Raw genomic sequence first — 20259 nt, forward strand, 5'->3', positions numbered from 1 at the left:
CGTGCGACGGCTCGTCCGCATTCCCGCCCCCGCACGAGTCTTCACGTCGTCTCTCGAATCCTCTCACCTCCCGGCAAAGCGCCTGGTCGCGGGCGTGGCAGGCGGTCCGCCAGGCGGGACGGCGGGACGTCCCGGCGTGCCGGGAGGACCCGTGCGCCCCTGTTGGCGCGCCGCGAAGTGACGCACCGCCTCCGGGCAGGTATCGTCCTCTCGCTGCCTCGCATCGTCGCGTCGTCGCGCCACGCCGTCTGTCACGTCGTGGGCCACGCCCCGGTCCGTTGCGCTGCCAGCCCTCCCATGCGCACCTTGCCTTCACTTGGCCGCCTGCTTCGCTTCGTGATCTCGTTTCTCTCTCGGCCATCTCGCGGACGCACACTGTCCCGTCGCTCATCCCGCCGGATCGGTCCGTCGACCCGTGTCCGTACCGGCACCGCGCTGCCCGCCTCCGGGCTGCCGTCCCGCCGCACGCCCGAGCCTCTGGCGTAGCGCCCCCGGGCGGCCGCTCTCCGGGGCCGGGGCGATACGACCACAGCCCTCGCGCCGCGAACCCGGCACGCGGGCCCCGACGACCGCCGAAGGACCGAAGGATCCGTGCCCGTACCCGTCACCCTCTACGGCCGCACCGTGCGGCTGGAGCCCCTCGCCGAGCACCACGCCGCGGCCCTCGCCGCGGCCGGCTCCGAGGACCGTACGACCTACGCCTTCACTCCCGTCCCGCACGGCCTGGAAGCCGCCCGGGAGTACATCGCGCGCGCCCTCGCCGATCGGGCAGCGGGCCGGTCGATGCCGTTCGCCACGGTGAGCACCGCGGACAACCGGGTCGTGGGCTCGACCCGGTTCCTGGAACTCGACTACTGGCAGGGCCCGCTGGTCTGGCCGCCCGCCCCGGGCGTCCCGCACGGCGACCCGCTGGAGGCGGTGCCGGACGCCGCGGAGATCGGGAACACCTGGCTGTCCCCGCGGGCGCAGGGCACCGGCATCAACACGGAGGCGAAGCTGCTGATGCTGCGGCACGCCTTCGAGGTGTGGCGGGTGCAGCGGATCTCGTTGCGGGCCGATGCCCGCAACGCCCGTTCCCGGATCGCCATCGAGCGGCTGGGCGCGACCTCCGAGGGCGTCCGCCGGGCGCACTCGCGCGGTCTGGACGGGGTGGTCCGGTCCACCGCCTTCTACTCGATCCTGGACGAGGAGTGGCCTGCCGTCCGGGACATCATCGAGCTGCGGATCGCCGCCGCGACCTCGCCCAGCGCGCCGGACCCGGCGCCGCTCAACCAGGAGTGCCTTAGACACGGCGGCTCCCTGATGCCGGCCGCCTGAGCCGACCGGACGGGCCCCGGGGCGATCCGGGGTGGAGAGATCCGGGGCCGGGAGATCCGGGCCGGGAGATCCGGGGCGGGGCGGATGTGCGGTGTCGGCGATGCCGTACGGCCGCCCCGGCCGCCGGGTCTCCCCTGCGGGGTTTCTCGGCACTCTGTCGAGTTGTCAAGGAGCGGGGAGAACACGGGCTTCGGCCCACCTCCGTTCCTGGGGTCTGATCCTGCTGACACTCCGTCGGCCCGTCCCGCACTCCGCCCCGGCTCAGCCCTCGGCCCCGTCCGGGCCGGAGCCGGGCTCGGGCCCTGGCTCGGCCGCGGAACCGGCCGCCTCCGCGGCGGCGGCCATGTGCTGTAGTCCCGCGAGGTGCGCCGCCAGCGCGGCGCGGCCCGGCGACGTCGCGGAGAGCCAGGTGCGGGGCCGCTTGCCCACGTAGCCCTTGCGGGCCCGCAGGTAGCCGACCGTCTCCAGGCTCGCCGCGGTCTTGCTGAGCACCGAGTCCGAGACCTGGCAGTAGTCCCGGACGACGGAGAACTCGGCTTCCTGGCATCCGCTGAGGAAGGCCAGGACGGTGAGCCTGGTGGGCTGGTGGAGTATCGGGTCGAGTCCGTTCACCGCTCGCTGCTCATGCTCTGCTCCTTGACCTCTCGATTGGCCATCGTGATGACACCCCAGACGGCCAGGCCGCCGACCACGCCCGCGGCGGCCATGGCCCACCCCTGGTCGTCGGTGGCCAGCCAGGTGCCGAGCCAGGCCAGCACCGCGGCCAGGATCGTCAGGCCGAGCGCCCCCAGGACGTTCGGCGGGATCTTCACCTTCTCCAGCCGCGCGGCGACGCCGCTGGAGCGCATGGCCACCCGCACTATCGCCGCCAGCACCGCCGCCAGGCCGGCCGCGCACAGCGGTATCAGCCAGTGCGCCTGCCGCTGGAAGCTCTGCCCGATCGCCGCGCAGTAGACCGCGAGGGAGGCGCCCACCCCGGGGCCGTACCACCAGGGCATCGGTGCGGGCCGCCGGGCGGCGGCCCGCGCGCGCTCGGCGAGCGCCAGTGCCTCCGCGGGCGTGAGCCCCTCGGACTGCTCGTGCGCGTGCTGCTTGTCGTCAACCATCGGATCCCCCGAGCGGACATGCCGTCGGATCCGGCCTGCTGCCGGATCAAGTGCTACCACTCTGGCACATACTTTCCGGAGGAGAAAGTAATTTTCCGACGGACCGTCAACGGGCTCCTCAGCAGCGCGGGTCGATCTCCTGGAAGGTGGCGTAGTGGTCGGCCGTCCAGTACTGCTCGCCGACACCGCCGGTGACGATCCGCCGGGTCCCGCGGTCGTCCGACCCGGGCGTGACCACGGTGAACTCGTGGTAGTAGCCGCTGCCCTGACGGGGCAGCCGGCTCTCCCGGTTCTCGAAGACGACACCGTCCGAGCGGTACGGGTAGGGGCCGCCCCGGGCGATCAGGCCGAGGGTGTCGAGGGCCTGCGCGGGCAGCTTGCTGCGGCAGACGTCGGCCAGCGCCGAACTGGTGGGCACCCAGCCGCCCTGGGCGGTGGGCGACTTGGCCGGGGCCGAGGGCTTGGGCGCGCTCGCGGCACCGCTGCGGGTGGCGGTGGCGCCGGTGCCGGCGGTGACGGACGCGGTGGCCGGGGACTTCGCGCTGCCCGCGCCGTCCGAGCCGTTCCCGCCGTTCAGCAGGGCGGCGACTCCGGCCGCGATCCCGAGGAGGACCACGGCGAGGAGGCTGATCAGGCGGTTTCGACTGTTCATGGCCCCAGCCTGCCGCACCGGCTCACCCGGACGGCGCACGGCACGCGCCCGGCCCGACCCGACCCGGCCCGGACCCTGGAAACGCCGCCGGGGTGGGAACGGACGCCGTTGTCCGTTCCCACCCCGGCTGCTTCCCGTACGGCGGCTCTCCTGCGCCGAGCTCCGCCGTACGCCCCTCCCCTTCGGAGGGGTGCGGTCAGTGAACCGCGCTGCTTCGTGTCAGCGCGAGTCGCTGCCCGCCGTCTCGATGGCGGCGCGGCCTGCCTCCAGGCGCGCCACCGGAATCCGGAAGGGAGAGCATGATACGTAGTCCAGCCCCACCTCGTGGAAGAAGTGCACCGAATCGGGGTCGCCGCCGTGCTCGCCGCAGACGCCGAGCTTGAGGTCGGGACGGGTGGCCCGACCGGCCTCGGCGGCGTTCCTGACCAGGGCGCCGACGCCGTCGCGGTCGATGGTCTCGAACGGGCTGACCCCGAAGATGCCCTTCTCCAGGTACGCGGTGAAGAAGGAGGCCTCGACGTCGTCACGGGAGAAGCCCCACACGGTCTGGGTCAGGTCGTTGGTGCCGAAGGAGAAGAAGTCGGCGGCCTCGGCGATCTGACCGGCGGTCACGGCGGCGCGCGGCAGTTCGATCATGGTGCCGAGCTTGATGTCCAGGGTGACGCCGGTGGAGGCGGCGACCTCGGCGAGCACCCGCTCGCACTCGTCGCGGACCAGCTCCAGCTCCTGGACGGTGCCGACCAGCGGGATCATCACCTCGGGGCGCGGGTCGCCGCCGGCCAGCTTGCGCTCGGCCGCGGCCTCGGCGATCGCCCGGACCTGCATGCCGAACAGGCCGGGGATCACCAGGCCGAGCCGGACGCCGCGCAGGCCGAGCATCGGGTTGGCCTCGTGCAGCCGGTGCACGGCCTGGAGCAGGCGCAGGTCGTTCTCGTTCGGGTCCTTGCGGGCCTCGGCGAGGGCGACGCGCACCGACAGCTCGGTGATGTCGGGCAGGAACTCGTGCAGCGGCGGGTCGAGCAGCCGGACCGTCACCGGGAGGCCGTCCATCGACTGGAACAGCTCCAGGAAGTCGCCCTTCTGCAGCGGCAGCAGGCTGGACAGCGCGGTCTCGCGGTCCTTGTCGTTGTCCGCCAGGATCAGGTGCTCGACCTCCTTGCGGCGCTCCTCGCCGAGGAACATGTGCTCGGTGCGGCACAGGCCGATGCCCTGGGCGCCGTACCGGCGGGCGCGGTTCGCGTCCTCGGCGTTGTCGGCGTTGGCGCGCACCGCGAGGCGGCGGCGGCCGTCGGCGTGCGACATCAGCCGGTGCACGGCCTGGACCAGCCCGCCCTGGACGTCGGCACCGGCGTGCAGGGTGCCCTCGAAGTACTCGACCACCGGGGACGGCAGCACCGGGACCTCGCCCAGGTACACCTTGCCGTTGGCACCGTCGATGGAGACCACGTCGCCCTCGTGGACGACCTGGCCGTCGGCGGTGGTGAACTTGCGGTTCTTGGTGTCGACCTCCAGCTCCTCGGCGCCGCAGACACAGGTCTTGCCCATGCCGCGGGCGACCACGGCCGCGTGCGAGGTCTTGCCGCCGCGCGAGGTGAGGATGCCCTCGGCGGCGATCATGCCTTCCAGGTCGTCCGGGTTGGTCTCGCGGCGGACCAGGATGACCTGTTCGCCGGAGCGCGACCACTTCACCGCGGTGTACGAGTCGAAGACCACCTTGCCGACCGCCGCGCCGGGCGAGGCCGCGATGCCGTACGCGACCGGCCTGGTCTCGGAGGTGGGCGCGAAGCGCGGGAACATCAGCTGGGCGAGCTGGCCGCCGGTGACCCGGTGCAGCGCCTCGTCCAGGTCGATCAGGCCCTGGTCGACCAGTTGGACGGCGATCCGGAACGCGGCGGCGGCGGTGCGCTTGCCGACCCGGGTCTGCAGCATCCAGAGCTTGCCGCGCTCGATGGTGAACTCGATGTCGCACAGGTCCCGGTAGTGGTTCTCCAGGGTGTGCATGATGGACATCAGCTCGTCGTACGACTTCTTGTCGAGCTGCTCCAGGTCGGCCAGTTGGAGGGTGTTGCGGATGCCCGCCACCACGTCCTCGCCCTGGGCGTTCTGCAGGTAGTCGCCGTAGACGCCCTGGGTGCCGGTGGAGGGGTCGCGGGTGAAGGCGACACCGGTGCCCGAGTCCTCGCCGAGGTTGCCGAAGACCATGGTGCAGACGTTGACGGCGGTGCCCAGGTCGTTCGGGATGCGCTCCTGCCGGCGGTACAGCCGGGCCCGGTCGCCGTTCCAGGAGTGGAAGACCGCGTGGATCGCCAGGTCCAGCTGCTCGCGCGGGTCCTGCGGGAACTCCCGGCCGGTCTCCCGGAGCACGATCGCCTTAAAGGTGGCGACCAGCGTCCGCAGGTCCTCGGCGGTGAGGTCGAGGTCGTTGGCGGTGCCCTTGGCGTGCTTGGCCTCCTCCAGCGCCTCCTCGAAGAGCTCGCCGTCGACGCCCAGCACGGTCTTGCCGAACATCTGCACCAGGCGGCGGTACGAGTCCCAGGCGAAGCGCTCGTTGCCGGACTGGGCGGCGAGCCCGGTCACCGAGGCGTCGGAGAGGCCGATGTTCAGGACGGTGTCCATCATTCCGGGCATCGAGAACTTCGCGCCGGAGCGCACCGAGACCAGCAGCGGGTTGTCGGCCTGGCCGAGCTGCTTGCCCATCCGCTGTTCGAGGGCGGCCAGGTGGCCGGTGATCTCCTCGTTCAGCGAGCCCGGTTCGGTGCCGGTCTCCAGGAAGACCTTGCAGGCGTCGGTGGTGATGGTGAACCCCGGAGGGACGGGGAGACCCAGGTTGGTCATCTCGGCGAGGTTCGCACCCTTGCCGCCGAGAAGATCCTTGAGGTCCTTGTTTCCTTCGGTGAAGGAGTAAACAAACTTCTGCTGCGCCGTCACGGGTCGCTCTCCTCGCACACGGTTGCCCTGACGCCGGAGAACATACCCATTTCGAAGGCCGTCTAGGGGCGTGGATAGCTCGTACGAGCCGCGAAGCCGGAGGTTGGCCAGCGGATCTAATGCCCGGACGGGCGTTTGCCTGCGTTGCTGAAATCGTCCGGGTGACGCTAGCCCTTGTTCAAGAATTGAACGCACCGATACATCGGGCTCACCCGAACCGGACACACGGTGACGGCATTCGCTCCGCCACGTTTCCCCGGCTTGATTTCCTGCAGCCAGCTGCGGCGATCCGCCGGAAGGTCCGTTCGGGAAGCGATCCGGACTTGTACACCTTGGCGAAGTCCACTGACTGGCCGTCACTCGCCACGATATGTGGCCAGCATCACGAGCGCATCTCAGCTGTCAGGCCGACGACTCCTACGCCGAACGTCGCTTTCCGTTGATGAATCAGTCGCTCTACGTTGCCCGAATTCGCCTTCAAGGAGCCCTGTTGTCCACCTTGGACAGTCCGGCCGGGACGCCACGGCCAGGCTCGGAACGGAGCCGAACCTGCCGTACCGTACAGATCATCCGCCAGAGGTATCCGATTCGGCGTCTTCGGCCAGTCGAGCACACTCGTACGGATCGTCCAACCAGCCCTCGGGCAGGACCACCCGGTTGTTGCCGCTGGTCCGGCCACGCGGGCCGTCGGCACCGATCGGCCAGCTCTGCTCCTGGTCGATCAGGGCGAGCGTCTCGGTCAGCTCGGCCAGTGAGCTGGAACCGGCGAGCTTCACCCGCAGCTCGGAGCCGACCGAGAAGCCCTTGGTGTACCAGGCGACGTGCTTGCGGAAGTCGATGACGCCCCGGGCCTCGTCGCCGAGCCACTCCCCCAGCAACTGGGCGTGCCGCACCATGGCGCGGGCCACGTAACCGAAGGTGGGGCGGGCGTAGTCGGCGTCGCCCTCGAAGATCGATACCAGGTCCTTGAACAGCCAGGGCCGCCCCAGGCAGCCGCGGCCGACGACCACGCCGTCGCAGCCGGTCTCGCGCATCATCCGCACCGCGTCGTCGGCGGACCAGATGTCCCCGTTGCCGAGCACCGGGATGTCGGCCGGGACGGACTCGCGCAGGCGGGCGATGGCCGACCAGTCCGCGGTGCCGCCATAGTGCTGGGCAGCGGTGCGGCCGTGCAGGGCGATCGCGGAGACGCCCTCCTCCGCGCCGATCCGCCCGGCGTCGAGGTAGGTGAGGTGGTCGTCGTCGATGCCCTTGCGCATCTTCATGGTGACGGGCAGGCCGTCCGCGTTGGCGACCACCTGGCGCAGGATGTCGCGCAGCAGGTTGCGCTTGTACGGCAGCGCGGAGCCGCCGCCCTTGCGGGTCACCTTGGGGACGGGGCAGCCGAAGTTGAGGTCGATGTGGTCGGCGAGCCCCTCCGCGGAGATCATCCGGGCCGCCTTGCCGACCGTCTCCGGGTCCACCCCGTACAGCTGGATCGAGCGCGGCTTCTCGCTCGGGTCGAACTTGATCAACTGCATGGTCTTGGCGTTGCGCTCGACCAGGGCGCGGGTGGTGATCATCTCGGAGACGTACAGGCCCCGACCGCCGCTCTGCTCCCGGCACAGGGTGCGGAAGGGGGCGTTGGTGATGCCGGCCATCGGCGCCAGCACCACCGGCGGCCAGACCTGCATCGGCCCGATGTTCAACGGGGCGAACTCCGGTGCGCCGGGTGCTGCCGGGGTGGCCTGGGCGGTGTCGGGCGTGGTGGTCATGCGCGGCGGATCCTCATACGGGTAGGGTCCCAATGTCGGGCTTCCGGACTCTCCATTCTCTCCCACCCGCCGGACCGCCCGGGCCGGGGCCGGGTGCAAGCTCCGCCAGGGGCTGTGGCGGGTGGGGACGGCCGGTGCGTACGGGTGGGTGGACTGCGGTGGGTGAGCTGCGGTCGGTGGGCTGGGGTGGGGCGCTGGGCTGGGGTCGGTGAGCTGGGTGGTGGCGGCCCCGGGTGCGGTCAGGGCTTCCCGGTGCGGCCGATGGTGACGGTGCCGGAGGCGGAGGTGATGTCGAGCAGCCGCGAGGAGTCGGCGTCCTGGAGGGACGGGTCGACCGTCTGGCCGCCGTCGTCGCTGCTGAGGTCGATCCGGTACCGGCTGCGGTCGTCGGGCAGGTCCAGGACCAGGTTTCCCGAGGCGAGGCGGGTGGTGACCGATTCCGGCGGGCGGTCGTACTGGAGGGTGACCTGCCCGGAGGAGGCGGACAGCTGGGTCCTGGACGCGCCCAGCCCCGTACCGATGATCTGACCGGAGCCGCTCTTGGCCCAGATCGGGCCGCTGACCCTGGTCAGCTGGACCTGGCCGCTGCCGGTCTCCGCCGAGACAGTGCCGGTCACGTCCACGATCTCCGTGCGCCCGGAGCCGTTGCGGGCGTGGACCTCGGTCGACGGCGGCACCTGTATGTCCAGGACGACCGGGCAGCCGCGCAGGAGCCGGGCCTCCGGGCAGTCGACGGAGACCGTCATCCGGCCCGCGTCGATCCGCGTGTCGACCGTCGGCCTGCGCAGGGCCCAGCCCAGCTGTTCGGCCACCACCACCCGGTCGGTGTCACCGGACCGGACGGTGACCCGGGCCGGGCCGGAGTCGATGTCGAGCTGCCCGATCGCCTCGAAGTACGTCCGCTCCCGGGCGGTCTCCCGCTGGACGAGGGCCGCCCCCGTGACGACGGTGCCCGTCAGGAGCGCGCAGACGAGCGCCAGCACGCCGACGATCCGCCAGGCCCGGCGCTCGCCGGGGCCCGGCACGGCGGGCGGGCCCGTCGGCCCCGAGGCCGGCAGCCAGCGGGCGAGCCGGCCCGGCGCGGGGGCGGGCCTTGGCTGCGGCTGCGGCGGGGCGGGCCGGGTCATTGGCTGACCTCCAGGAAGCGGAGCACTGCGAGCACCCGGCGGTGGGTGTCCTCGGCGGGCGGCAGGTCGAGCTTGGTGAGGATGGAGTTGATGTGCTTGGCGACGGCGCTGTCGCTGACCACCAGGGATTCGGCGATCGCGGCGTTCGAACGGCCCTCGGCCATCAGCGTCAGCACGTCCCGCTCGCGGGGCGTCAGCCGGTGCAGCGGATCGCGGTCGCGGCGCAGCAGCAGTTGGGCGACGACTTCGGGGTCGAGCGCGGTGCCGCCTGCGGCCACCCGCTGCAGCGCCTCCACGAACTCGTCGACGTTCGCCACCCGCTGCTTGAGCAGGTAGCCGACGCCGCTGGTGTTCTTGGCCAGCAAGTCCGCCGCGTAGCGCTCCTCGACGTACTGGGAGAGCAGCAGGACCGCGGTGCCGGGCCACTGCCGGCGGATCATCAGCGCGGCCCGGACGCCCTCGTCGGCGAAGCCCGGGGGCATCCGGACGTCCGCCACGACGATCTGCGGGCGGTGCTCCTCGACGGCGGCGAGCAGCGTCTCGGCGTCCCCCACGGCGGCGGCGACCTCGTAGCCCTCGCTCTCCAGCACCTTGACGATGCCGATCCTCAGGAGGACCGAGTCCTCGGCGATCACAGCTCGCACGGCAGCTCCATGGTGATGGTGGTCGGGCCCCCGCGGGGGCTGGTGATGGTGAATGACCCGTCGACCGAGGCGGCGCGTTTGCGCAGGCCGGTGAGGCCGGTGCCGCGGTCGGCGTCCGCCCCGCCGATGCCGTCGTCGGTGATGGTGATGCGCAGCCGGTCGGCCGCCCGGTGCAGGGCGAGGTCGACCCGGGAGGCTCGGGAGTGCTTGGCCGCGTTGGCCAACGCTTCGGAGACCGTGAAGTAGGCGACCGCCTCCACGGTGGGCGCTATCCGGCCCGGCAGGTCGACCGTGAGGTGCACGGGGACGGGGCTGCGGGCGGCGATGCCGGAGAGCGCCGCGTCGAGCCCGCGGTCCTCCAGCACCGCCGGGTGCAGGCCGCGCACCAGGTCGTGCAGCTCCTTGATGGCGGCCTGGGCCTCCTCGTGCGCGGCGGCGATGACCTCCAGGGCTTCGGGCGGGAGGTGCTTGAGGGTGCGCCGGGCGAGGCCCAGGTTCATCGCCAGCGAGACCAGGCGCTGCTGGGCACCGTCGTGCAAGTCCCGCTCGATGCGTCGCCGTTCGGCGTCGGCGGCGTCCACCACGTCCACCCGGCTGCGGGCCAGGTGCTCGACGCGGCGCTCCAGCAGCTCCGCCCGGTTGGGGCCGAGCAGGACCCGGACCGTCCACAGGTCGACGGCGGCGAGCAGGGCGACCAGCCAGGGCGTGACGGCGAGCAGGAGCAGGCCGCCGACGGTCACGGCGGCACCCTCGGTCGTCCAACCCTGCGCCGCCCTCAGGGGGTTGCCGGGCGGCAGCAGCCACACCCAGCCGAAGAAGCCGAGCAGGACGATCGACGCGCCCCAGAGGCCGAGCACCGAGGCGGCGCACAGGGCCTGCACCGGGGCCACCAGCAGGTGGTGCGCGGCCTGCCGCCACGTCAGCCCCGCGCGCAGCCGGACCAGCCAGGCCGCGCCCGGTGGGACCCGGCCCGGGACCTCCAGCCCGCGCAGGGCGCGGACCCGGCTGCGCTGGGCGACGGTCAGCAGGTCGAAGAGGACCACGAGCAGGGCGAGCCCAGGCAGCAGGGCTTCGCTCGGGAGGACGAGGAGGATCAGGCAGGGCAGGCCGAACGGGAGACCGGCGGCCAGGAAGAGCGAGTCCCGCCGAGTGGCCGCGGACCACGGCGTGCGCGCGGCCACGGCGGCACGGACCGCAGTGGCCCGAGCCGTGACCGCATGGGCCGCAGTGGCCGGGGCCGCCCGGCGCGGGAGCGCGTCGATCTTCGACTGGAACATGCGGATCAGCGTAGGGGCCGCCTGATCTCGGCTTCCATGGCGCAGGCTTCCGTCTTTGGGGTGAAGCTGGCTACACCCCAAAGACGGAAGCGCACGCTACCGACAAGATCCTTGCGCCGAAGGATTCTTGACGGCATGACGAATACGAACCTGATGCGTTGTAGCCGTGGTCCGCTCTCTCCTGCTCGGGCGGCAGCCCCGGAGTTCGCTGAGCGTGGCCACGAACTCAACTGTGCAGGCGATGAGTTGGGCGCGTTCGCCGCGGTCGGCCCGTGGTCGGTGCATCTGCGGGCGGGCCGTCGACCGGCCATGGAGGTGTACGAGTACGGCGAACTGCTCGATGTCGTGGTCGAGTCCTCGCTCGGTGCGGCCGGATTGCGCGGGGCTCGGCGCGGTCCGGCCGGAAGACCGGGGCCGGGGGCGGTCGTGTGCGCCTGGGGCCGACTGCCACCCTGCGGGGCTCCCCCGCCGGTGCGCTTCCTCACCGGCGGGTTGCGGCGGCGGGCGGCGGGCGCCGTGGCCGTACGGACGGCGGGCCGGTTCTGGTTCGCCTCCGCGGCCGGGAGGTTCCGTTGGGCGCAGGTGTCGGCGGCGTCCTGCTGCGCCGAGCACGCGGAGCCGGGGAGGGCGGCATGAGCACGTTGGCTCCCGGGCTTTCCCGAGCCGGCGGCGTCGTCCCGGCGGGGTGGCCGGCTGGTGCGCTCCGACGGGTCAGGTGGTTGCGGCCGGAGGTGCTGTTCCCGGGGTGCGGGCTGGTCCTGCTGCCTTGGTCGGCACTGCTGGCCGTGCTGCCCGGTGGCCGCCCCTGGGCGGTGCTCGATGTGGCCGAGTCGGCGGCCCTGTCGGTTGCCGCCGCGTGCCTGCGGCGGGGCCGGAGCCCGTTCTGGCCGGCCGGGCTGGCCGGTGTCCTGCTGGTCACGGACGCCGGGTGCGACCTCGCGACGGCCGCCGACGGGCCCGGGCTGCTGGTCGCCCTGCTGATGGCGGTGTGCGCGGAGTTGCCACTGGCCGCCGTGTGCTGGTCGGTGGGGTTCCGCAAGGGGACCGTCCGCGCGGGCGGCGGTCCGGCTCCGGCGGCCGGGCGGTGGCCACGGCTCTGGATGTTCCAGGGGTCCGGGGTGCTCCGGGGTCGTGCCGTGGCACCGGTTCCGGCGGGCGACCCGCCCATCGGGTTCCTCACGAAAGGAGTATCAGTGCAGATCATCCAGCTGACGGCGCGATCCACTGCGGGGATCGTGTCCGGGTCTCCGGCGAGCCGGTTGTACGCCGCGATGTCGAGCCGGTTGCGGGTCACCGCGGCCGGGAGCGTGCGGGGCTGCCCGGCGACCGCCGCGACGGGGCGTTCCGCCGCTCCCCGGGGCACGGCGGCCTCGGAGGCGCACCGGGGCCACCGTCCGGCGGGCCCGACCGACCGGGCACCGACCGCCGGGGCCCACGCCCGGGCCGAGCCCCGGGCGGCCCGCCCGGCCCGGGCCGGGCGCACCGCGCGCCGTCCGCCGTGACGAGAGCGGCAGCCGCCTCGTCGCGGCGCAGGCCCGTGCTGCGGCGGCCCGCCGTGGAGCGGCCGACCTGCTTCCGGGAGCTGCGTTCCCGCAAGCTCCGCCAGGGCGCGGTCGGCCCGCGCCGCCCTTCCCCCGCGGGAGGTTGACCACCCGCCCGAGCAGCCCCACGTCGGAAGGGGCTGACCACCCTCCCCGTACGGGGCGTGTTCGAACGGCCGCCCGGTCCGGAGCTGAAAGGAGCCGCCTGACCCTGCCTACGACCTGACAGCCCGCGCTGTCACCGACCTGAACGCGTTCCTCCCCACCGGCGTCTTCCGTTCCTTGACCACTGCATAGTGCGATACGCCCTGCCGCCCACCGACCACGCGCCGGCCGTCGACCCCCGCCCCGGGTGTCGCGCCGGCCGGTGCGGGGTGTGGTCGGCAGGCCCTGCCGCGGACGAGCGGACGAGAACGGGGCCACCGTACGGGCGGACGGCGAGGGCGGGAACGGCGGCCGCGCCCTCGGCCAGGGGCGGGTATCGGCGCAGGTGGCCGCAGGAAAATGGAGGGCCCGGCAGGCGGGGCCGGTGCGAGGATGGCGCCATGACGACGAACCCGACCCCCTCCCTCAGCGAAGTACGCACCTGCGAGCAGCTGACGGCCGCGGTCGCGTCCGGGGCGCGCCCGAAGTACCTGCATTTCTGGGGCCACCAGCCGCAGCGGGACGGGCAGATCGGGCCCGGCGCGCTCAGCCAGTGGTGGCCCTCCCCGTTCACCGTCGACGGGGTCGAGTACCGCACCGCCGAGCACTGGATGATGGCCGGGAAGGCCCGGCTGTTCGGGGACGAGGAGATCGTCCCGAGTATCCTCCGGGCGCGGACGCCTGCGGAGGCGAAGAAGTTGGGGCGCCAGGTCCGGGGGTTCGACGACGAGCGCTGGGTCGCGCAGCGTTTCGAACTGGTGGCGGCCGGCAGCACCGAGAAGTTCAGGCAGGACGAGCAGCTCCGCACGTACCTGCTCCGCACCGGCGAGCGCGTTCTGGTGGAGGCCAGCCCGCTCGACCGGATCTGGGGCATCGGGCTCGCCGCCGACGACGAAAGGGCCGCGAACCCCGCCCAGTGGCGGGGGCTGAACCTGCTCGGCTTCGCCCTGATGGAGGCACGGGCGCGTCTCGCGGGCTGAACCCGACCAACTGGCCGGTGCAGGGCGGCAGTTGCCCAGCATCTCGCACAAGTGGGTTGATTCGGGCGGAAGTCGGTCGCGACCCGTGAACGCCGCCGTCCTCCCGGGTCGCACCGGCCACTCGTATCGTCGTCCCGAAAAGGTTAAGACTTGCTCCCGTAACGTGGCCGCCGCATGGCAGCGCCAGGATGGCCACCAGATTGTTGTGTTCGGAGGCCGGTCGGGCGGTCTCCTGGAGAGGTCGGGGCGGGGCGCGATGACCGTACGCAATTCGGGGCCGGATTCGGCCGATGTCCAGACGCTCAGGGCGGAGTTGGACGAACTCCTGAGGGCGCGGCAGTTCGCCGCACAGCGCGAGCGCAGGCTCGCCGAGGCCGTCCGGGCCGGCTACGAACCCGATCACTCGCCCGCTTACGGTCGCCCGCCCCGGCAGCCCGATCCCGAACTGGTGCGACAGCTCGCCCAGGTACAGAACCTCCGTGAAGGACTCGGCGCCCGCTGTCTCGAACTGAGCGACCGCCTCCTGGCAGCCGAGGACCGACAGTTGGCGGGGCGGTTGGCCGACCGTTCCGCACCCGTCCCCGGCATCGACCCGAGCACCCGATCCCAGGGCCCCTGGGCACACCGACCGGACGAACCGGCCGTTCCTCCGATGCCCCCGGCGCGCTCGTTCCCGACCGGAGCCCGCTTCGGCGGAGACCGCAGATCGGGCCCCGCCCACGAACCGGCCACCACGCCCGACAGACCGGCGGACCTGACCGGCAGCGCCGACCTGGCCGCGGCCCTGCCAGCCGGAGGGCCGCCCCCGCGCGGCGCCCGCTTCGGGGCCAGCCGCCCCCGCCGCGCCGGCCGGAAGAACGACGACCGCACCACCACCGCCGCATCCCGGCCCACCGCCGACGCGCCCGACGCGGTTTCCCGGAGCGGCGGAACGGATGCCCGGCCGGAAGAGCCCGCCGGCACCTCCTGGGCCAGAACAGGCACCCACGGCAACGGAATCGACTCCCACCGGGCCGACAGCACCACCCGCCCGGGCACGGAGCGCAACAGCACCGGACCCACCAGGCCGGGCACCGCCCCCGGCAGTAACGGCACCCGCAGTAACAGCACCGGACTCGCGGGCCTCGGGAACCAGGCAGAGGCCGCCGCGCCGGAAGGCGGCATGCGGGCGCGGACGGGTGCCGAACTGGTCGCCCTCACCCAGCGGATCACCGACCTGCACCGGCAGGGCGCGGTGCACGAATCCGCGGGCCTCGTGAGCCAGGCGGCCCTGATGACCACGCCGAGCGATCTGGTCGGGCTGGCCGCGCTGCTGCGCGCCGAGGGACCGACCGGCTCCTCCACCTACCTGGCCCGGTCGGTGGCCCTCGGCTCCCCGGCGCACGCGGCGGCCACCCTGGCGGAACTGCGCCAGGGCGGGCTGGTGGACGAGGCGGCCGACCTGTTCCACGCCCTGTGGTCGGTGAGCACGCAGACCCTCCCGGCGCTGCTCGCCGCCCTGGAGCGGTCGGGCCAGTCGGCCGACGGACAGACCCTGCTGTGGGAGCGGGCCTCCGCCCCGGCCCGTGAACTCGCCGAGCTGTCAAAGGAGTTGCGGGTCACAGGGCGCTCCGAGGACGTCCGCCACCTGCTGCGCCAGGCGGCGGGCCGACCGATCAAGGAGGTCGCGACGATCGCCGCGGCACTGGACGAGGAATCCGCGGTCGAACTGATCGGCGAGCTGGTGCGGCTGCGGTCGGCGAGCGACGTCGGGCAGTTCGCGGCCGCGATTCAGGAATCGGTGGAGCTGTACGGCACGCTGCTGTTCGCCGCCGACGGCTTGGAGGAGAGCCGGGCCCGCAGCGTGTTCGCGGCGCTGCGCACCGCGGGGCTGCCGACCGAACCGGCTCCCCGCTCGCGGCCGAAGTCCCGCCAGCGCCGCTGAGCGGCGCCCCGCGAGAGGCCCGTCACCGCGGTAGCTCCACCCCGCGTCACGTCCTGCGGACCGGCCCGCTCCGTGCGGAAGCCGCCCGCACCGGCACCCGAACGCCGAACGCCGAACGCCGAACGGCCGGCGGGTCGCCCCCGGGAAGGGGACGGCCCACCGGCCGGACGAAGGACTGCGGACCGCGGTCCGCCGCGGCGCTCGGTGTCAGCAGCCGATCAGGCGGGTGGCCAGGTAGGACTTCACCTGGTCGAGCGACACGCGCTCCTGCGCCATGGTGTCGCGGTCGCGGACGGTCACCGCGTTGTCCTCAAGGGTGTCGAAGTCGACGGTGACGCAGAACGGGGTGCCGATCTCGTCCTGGCGACGGTAGCGCTTGCCGATCGCCCCGGCGTCGTCGAACTCGACGTTCCAGGCCGAGCGCAGGTCGGCGGCGAGGCCGCGGGCCTTCGGCGAGAGGTCGGCGTTGCGGGACAGCGGGAGCACCGCGACCTTGACCGGGGCCAGCCGCGGATCGAGCCGCATGCCGACGCGCTTCTCCATGACGCCCTTGGCGTTCGGCGCCTCGTCCTCGAAGTAGGCGTCGAGCAGGAAGGCCAGCATGGCGCGGTTGAGGCCGGCCGCGGGCTCGATGACGTACGGGAAGTACCGCTCGTTCGCGTCCTGGTCGAAGTACTTGAGGTCCTGGCCGGAGTGCTCACTGTGCACCGTCAGGTCGTAGTCGGTGCGGTTGGCCACGCCCTCCAGCTCGGAGAACTCGCTGCCGCCGAAGTTGAAGCGGTACTCGATGTCCACCGTGCGCTTGGCGTAGTGGGACAGCTTCTCCTTGGGGTGCTCGAAGAAGCGCATGTTCTCGGTCCGCAGGCCGAGGTCGACGTACCAGTTCCAGCGCTGCTCGAGCCAGTACTCGTGCCAGGTCTCGTCCTCGCCCGGCTTGACGAAGAACTCCATCTCCATCTGCTCGAACTCGCGGGTGCGGAAGATGAAGTTGCCGGGGGTGATCTCGTTGCGGAAGCTCTTGCCGACCTGGGCGATGCCGAACGGCGGCTTCTTGCGCGTGGTGGTCTGGACGGCCCGGAAGTTGGTGAAGATGCCCTGCGCGGTCTCGGGGCGCAGGTAGGCCAGGCCGGCGGCGTCCTCGGTGACGCCGAGGTGCGTCTTCAGCATGCCCGAGAACTCCTTGGGCTCCGTGAAGGCGCCCTTGTTGCCGCAGTTCGGGCAGTTGATGTCGGCCAGGCCGTTGGCCGGGAGCTTGCCGTGCTTGGCCTCGTAGGCCTCTTCCAGGTGGTCGGCACGGAAGCGCTTGTGACAGGAGAGGCATTCGGTCAGCGGGTCGTTGAAGGTCGCGACGTGGCCGGACGCCTCCCAGACCTCGCGGGCCAAGATCACCGAGGAGTCGATGCCGACGACGTCCTCCCGAGCGGTGACCATCGCGCGCCACCACTGGCGCTTGATGTTCTCCTTGAGCTCGACTCCCAGCGGACCGTAGTCCCAGGCGGCACGCGTACCGCCGTAGATCTCGCTGCAAGGGTAGACGAAGCCACGGCGCTTGCTCAGGCTGACGATCGTGTCGATCTTGTCGGCGGCCACAGTGCTCTCTTCAGTACGACGGCACGGTCAGGGCGCGGCTGGTTGCGCGCGCCCGAATAACTCAGGGTACCGGGGATGCGGGGGCGGGGTTCAACTCGATAGTGGCACGGGCGGCTCGCCGGGTGGCTGTACCGGGAGTGAACAGCCGTGCGTTCTCCGGCGTGTTGGAGGTCGCGGGGTGAAGGCGCGGTGCCCGGCCGACACGGCCGACACGGCCGACACGGACGGCGCGGACGGCGCGGACGGCGCGGTGAGGGGCCGCGGCACGCGGTGCGGGAGGACCCCTACCGCAAGTTGACAATCATTTCCAGATAAGATGAGAATGGTTGTCATGAAGATCCGCCACCCCTCTCCCTCGATAGCCCTGGCCGCCGCCGCCCTCGCCGGTTCCCTGCTGCTCTCCGGCTGCGGCGGCGTCAGCAGCGCGGCGGGGAAGGACGGCGGGAAGCTGGACGTGGTGGCCTCCTTCTACCCGATGGAGTTCCTGGCTCGGCAGATAGGCGGGGAGCACGTCAGGATCACCGATCTGACAGCCCCGGGCGTGGAGCCGCACGACCTGGAGCTGACGGCCAAGCAGGTCGCGGCCGTCCAGCGGGCCGACGCGGTGGTCTACCTGAAGGGCCTGCAGCCGACCGTGGACAAGGCCGTCGAGCAGGGCCACCTCAAGCACGTGGTGGACGCGACCGCCGCCTCCCCGCTGGTGGACCACCACCTCGACGAGGGCGGCGAGGACGAGGCCGAGGCGCACGACGGCGAGAGCGGGCACGAGCACAGCGGCACGGCCGGCGACCCGCACATCTGGCTGGACCCGGCCCGGTACGCGACGGTGGCCCGCAGCGTGGGCGCCGAACTCGCGGAGGTCGACCCCGCCAACGCCGACGACTACCGGCACAACGCCGACGACCTGGTGGCCCGGTTGACCTCCCTGGACCAGGAGTTCAAGGACGGCCTGGCGAACGCCACCACCCGGACCTTCGTCACCAGCCACGCCGCGTTCGGCTACCTGGCCGACCACTACGGGCTGGAGCAGGTCGCCATCAACGGGGTCGACCCGGAGGCCGAGCCCACCCCGTCCCGGATGGCCGCGATCCAGCGCGCCGCCAAGGAGAACGGCGCGACCACCGTCTTCTTCGAGGCCCTGGTCAGCCCCAAGCTGGCCGAGACAGTGGCCGCCGACCTGGGGCTCAAGACCGCCGTGCTCGACCCCTTGGAGGGGATCAAGGAGCCGGACCGGAACGACTACTTCTCCGTCATGCGGCAGAACCTGACCAACCTGCGGGCCGCGCTCGGCGCCAGCTGAGCGGACCTGGGCGAGCGGCGAGAGCAGAGCGAGGAACCACCATGAGCGCTGTCATCCCCACGACGGACTCCGACCACGACACCGACCGCAGCACCGGCCACGACACCGACCGGGACACCAGCGGGCGCACCGCCGGGGAGGTCCGCGAGGAGGCCGGCGGCGAGACCGGGCCGGCGGTCGTCGAGCTGCGGGGAGCGGTCGCCACCGTCGGGGGGCGGCCGGTGCTGCGCGGCGTCGACCTCACCGTCCGGCCGGGCGAGGTGGTCGCCCTGCTGGGTGCCAACGGGTCCGGCAAGTCCACCACCGTGAAGAGCGTGATCGGCTCGGTACCGCTGGACCGGGGCAGCCTGGAGCTGTTCGGCCGGCCGTACCGCAGGTTCCGGGACTGGCACCGGATCGGGTACGTCCCGCAGCGCACCACCGCAGCCGGCGGGGTGCCGGCCACGGTCCGCGAGGTGGTCTCCACCGGGCGGCTGCCGCAGCACGGGCTGCTGCCGTTCCGGCGCAAGGACCGGGCCGCGGTGGACCGGGCGCTGACCGCCGTCGGCATGCTGGACCGGGCCGCCGACGGGGTGGCCCACCTGTCCGGCGGCCAGCACCAGCGGGTGCTGATCGCCCGCGCCCTGGTCGGCCGGCCCGACCTGCTGATCATGGACGAGCCGATGGCCGGGGTCGACGTGGACAGCCAGCAGGTGCTCGCCGACATCCTCCGCAGCGAGGTGGAGCGCGGCTGCGCGGTCCTGCTGGTGCTGCACGAGCTCGGGCCGCTGGAGCCGCTGATCGACCGCGCCGTGGTGCTCCACGACGGCTGCGTGGCGCACGACGGACCGCCGCCCCGGGGCGTCGGCCAGCACGCGCTGCCCGGCCACGACCACGTCCACCCGCACGCTGACGACCACCACCGCACCACCCAGGGGCTACTGGCATGATCGAGATGTTCCAACCCGACTTCATGCAGCGGGCGTTCCTCGCCGCCGTGCTGGTCGGCATCACCGCACCCTCGATCGGCATCTACCTGGTGCAGCGCCGACAGGCGCTGATGGGCGACGGCATCGGGCACGTCGCGCTCACCGGCGTCGGCCTGGGCTTCCTGTTCCAGGCCAACCCGATGTGGACGGCGGTGCTGGTCTGCGTGCTCGGCGCCGTCGTGATGGAGCTGGTCCGGGCCCGCGGCAACCAGCGCGGCGACATCGCGCTGGCGATGCTCTTCTACGGCGGCATGGCCGGCGGCAAGCTGCTGGTCTCGATGAGCAGCCAGTCCGGCGCGGGCAGCCTGGAGAGCTACCTGTGGGGCTCCATCCTGTTCGTCTCCCCCGGCGACCTGGTGGTGATCGCCGTGCTCGCGGCGGTGGTCGTCGCGGTCACCGTGGGCCTGCGCCGCCAGCTGTTCGCGGTCTGCCAGGACGAGGAGTTCGCCCGGGTCACCGGCCTGCCGGTGCGGGTGCTGAACCTGCTGCTCGCGGTGATGGCCGCGGTCACCGTGACCGTCGCCATGCGGGTGGTCGGCCTGCTGCTGGTGAGTGCGCTGATGGTGGTCCCGGTGGCGGCCGCCCAGCAGCTGACCCGCTCCTTCGCGGCCACCCAGGCCGCCGCGATCGGCGTGGGCGTACTGACCGCCCTGTTCGGCGTCGGCACCTCCTACCAGGCCGACCTGCCGTCCGGCCCGACCATCGTGTTCCTGGCCATCCTCGTCTTCGCCCTGTTCAGCGCGGTCGCCGCGCCGCTGGCCAGGCGACGGCACCGGGCGTCCGCCGAACACGGCCCGGCGGTGTGCGACGTGGCCCTGCCCGGCCCCGCTGCGGAGGGTTCCGCCGTGGGAGACCCCACAGCGGGGAGTTCCGCCGCCGGTCCGGGAACCGCGGCGGGCGGGGGCGCAGTCCTGGAGGGAACGGGGCCGGTCCGGGCACCGGCAGGGGCGACGGTCGATGCGGCGCCGCCGGGGGAGTCGCTGTCAAGTCGGGGGCTGGCACAATGA

15 protein-coding genes are annotated in these 20259 nt (G+C 72.6%); 6 read left to right on the forward strand and 9 right to left on the reverse strand.

Annotated features, from left to right (window positions below; all coding sequences use genetic code 11):
* Positions 1-591 precede the first annotated feature (591 nt).
* Positions 592-1317 (forward strand): GNAT family N-acetyltransferase, encoded by a 726-nt coding sequence (locus tag QMQ26_RS11640; protein ID WP_111553502.1) that lies wholly within the window; start codon positions 592-594, stop codon positions 1315-1317.
* Between the two features lie 261 nt (positions 1318-1578).
* Here the strand turns inward: QMQ26_RS11640 and QMQ26_RS11645 are convergent, their stop codons facing one another.
* The 8 genes from QMQ26_RS11645 to QMQ26_RS11680 all read right to left on the reverse strand — a co-directional run bounded on the left by QMQ26_RS11645 (position 1579) and on the right by QMQ26_RS11680 (position 10709).
* Positions 1579-1929: a transcriptional regulator gene (locus QMQ26_RS11645; RefSeq protein WP_282205660.1), complete on the reverse strand. Its 351-nt coding sequence runs from the start codon at positions 1927-1929 to the stop codon at positions 1579-1581.
* Complete coding sequence (locus QMQ26_RS11650; protein ID WP_282205661.1) at positions 1926-2423, reverse strand: hypothetical protein; 498 nt, start codon at positions 2421-2423, stop codon at positions 1926-1928. Before QMQ26_RS11650 ends, QMQ26_RS11645 begins: the two co-directional genes overlap by 4 nt.
* A gap of 118 nt (positions 2424-2541) precedes the next feature.
* A complete protein-coding gene (locus tag QMQ26_RS11655) occupies positions 2542-3075 on the reverse strand; it encodes a ribonuclease (RefSeq protein WP_282205662.1) in 534 nt (177 codons plus the stop codon).
* 219 nt (positions 3076-3294) lie between these two features.
* On the reverse strand, positions 3295-6003 hold the full coding sequence (ppdK, locus tag QMQ26_RS11660; RefSeq protein ID WP_100836074.1) for a pyruvate, phosphate dikinase: 2709 nt from the start codon (positions 6001-6003) through the stop codon (positions 3295-3297).
* A 566-nt stretch (positions 6004-6569) separates the two neighbouring features.
* Complete coding sequence (gene dusB / locus QMQ26_RS11665) at positions 6570-7757, reverse strand: tRNA dihydrouridine synthase DusB (RefSeq protein WP_404814113.1); 1188 nt, start codon at positions 7755-7757, stop codon at positions 6570-6572.
* A gap of 239 nt (positions 7758-7996) precedes the next feature.
* Positions 7997-8884, reverse strand: coding sequence for a DUF4097 family beta strand repeat-containing protein (locus QMQ26_RS11670; protein WP_282205663.1), 888 nt, complete (start codon positions 8882-8884; stop codon positions 7997-7999).
* Positions 8881-9528 (reverse strand): response regulator, encoded by a 648-nt coding sequence (locus tag QMQ26_RS11675; protein ID WP_282205664.1) that lies wholly within the window; start codon positions 9526-9528, stop codon positions 8881-8883. The genes QMQ26_RS11670 and QMQ26_RS11675 overlap by 4 nt, the downstream gene beginning before the upstream one ends.
* Positions 9516-10709, reverse strand: a complete 1194-nt coding sequence (locus QMQ26_RS11680) for a sensor histidine kinase (RefSeq protein ID WP_282205665.1) — start codon at positions 10707-10709, stop codon at positions 9516-9518. Before QMQ26_RS11680 ends, QMQ26_RS11675 begins: the two co-directional genes overlap by 13 nt.
* Positions 10710-12891: 2182 nt before the next feature.
* On the opposite strand from QMQ26_RS11680, the gene QMQ26_RS11685 reads away from it, so the two are divergent.
* Both QMQ26_RS11685 and QMQ26_RS11690 read left to right on the forward strand, forming a co-directional pair.
* Complete coding sequence (locus QMQ26_RS11685; RefSeq protein WP_282205666.1) at positions 12892-13470, forward strand: NADAR family protein; 579 nt, start codon at positions 12892-12894, stop codon at positions 13468-13470.
* Positions 13471-14632: 1162 nt separating this feature from the next.
* Positions 14633-15394: a hypothetical protein gene (locus tag QMQ26_RS11690; RefSeq protein ID WP_282205667.1), complete on the forward strand. Its 762-nt coding sequence runs from the start codon at positions 14633-14635 to the stop codon at positions 15392-15394.
* A gap of 207 nt (positions 15395-15601) precedes the next feature.
* Here the strand turns inward: QMQ26_RS11690 and QMQ26_RS11695 are convergent, their stop codons facing one another.
* The gene (locus QMQ26_RS11695) at positions 15602-16984 is read right to left on the reverse strand and encodes a glycine--tRNA ligase (protein ID WP_100836081.1); all 1383 of its coding nucleotides are present in this window, start codon (positions 16982-16984) and stop codon (positions 15602-15604) included.
* A 331-nt stretch (positions 16985-17315) separates the two neighbouring features.
* Between QMQ26_RS11695 and QMQ26_RS11700 the strand changes: the two genes are divergently transcribed.
* The 3 genes from QMQ26_RS11700 to QMQ26_RS11710 are packed head-to-tail and all read left to right on the forward strand — an operon-like array spanning position 17316 to position 20259.
* Positions 17316-18284 (forward strand): metal ABC transporter solute-binding protein, Zn/Mn family, encoded by a 969-nt coding sequence (locus tag QMQ26_RS11700; protein ID WP_282205668.1) that lies wholly within the window; start codon positions 17316-17318, stop codon positions 18282-18284.
* A gap of 41 nt (positions 18285-18325) precedes the next feature.
* Positions 18326-19213, forward strand: coding sequence for a metal ABC transporter ATP-binding protein (locus QMQ26_RS11705; protein WP_282205669.1), 888 nt, complete (start codon positions 18326-18328; stop codon positions 19211-19213).
* On the forward strand, positions 19213-20259 hold the full coding sequence (locus QMQ26_RS11710) for a metal ABC transporter permease (RefSeq protein ID WP_404814169.1): 1047 nt from the start codon (positions 19213-19215) through the stop codon (positions 20257-20259). Before QMQ26_RS11705 ends, QMQ26_RS11710 begins: the two co-directional genes overlap by 1 nt.

The sequence above is a fragment of the Kitasatospora fiedleri genome (assembly GCF_948472415.1).
Classification (GTDB): domain Bacteria; phylum Actinomycetota; class Actinomycetes; order Streptomycetales; family Streptomycetaceae; genus Kitasatospora; species Kitasatospora fiedleri.

Bases quoted from the DNA above. Each gene is read 5' to 3' on its own strand.
- QMQ26_RS11650 (WP_282205661.1), bottom strand. From the start codon at position 2,423: ATGGTTGACGACAAGCAGCACGCGCACGAGCAGTCCGAGGGGCTCACG.
- QMQ26_RS11655 (WP_282205662.1), bottom strand. From the start codon at position 3,075: ATGAACAGTCGAAACCGCCTGATCAGCCTCCTCGCCGTGGTCCTCCTC.
- dusB (WP_404814113.1), bottom strand. From the start codon at position 7,757: ATGACCACCACGCCCGACACCGCCCAGGCCACCCCGGCAGCACCCGGC.
- QMQ26_RS11670 (WP_282205663.1), bottom strand. From the start codon at position 8,884: ATGACCCGGCCCGCCCCGCCGCAGCCGCAGCCAAGGCCCGCCCCCGCG.
- QMQ26_RS11685 (WP_282205666.1), top strand. From the start codon at position 12,892: ATGACGACGAACCCGACCCCCTCCCTCAGCGAAGTACGCACCTGCGAG.
- QMQ26_RS11690 (WP_282205667.1), top strand. From the start codon at position 14,633: ATGCGGGCGCGGACGGGTGCCGAACTGGTCGCCCTCACCCAGCGGATC.
- QMQ26_RS11700 (WP_282205668.1), top strand. From the start codon at position 17,316: ATGAAGATCCGCCACCCCTCTCCCTCGATAGCCCTGGCCGCCGCCGCC.
- QMQ26_RS11705 (WP_282205669.1), top strand. From the start codon at position 18,326: ATGAGCGCTGTCATCCCCACGACGGACTCCGACCACGACACCGACCGC.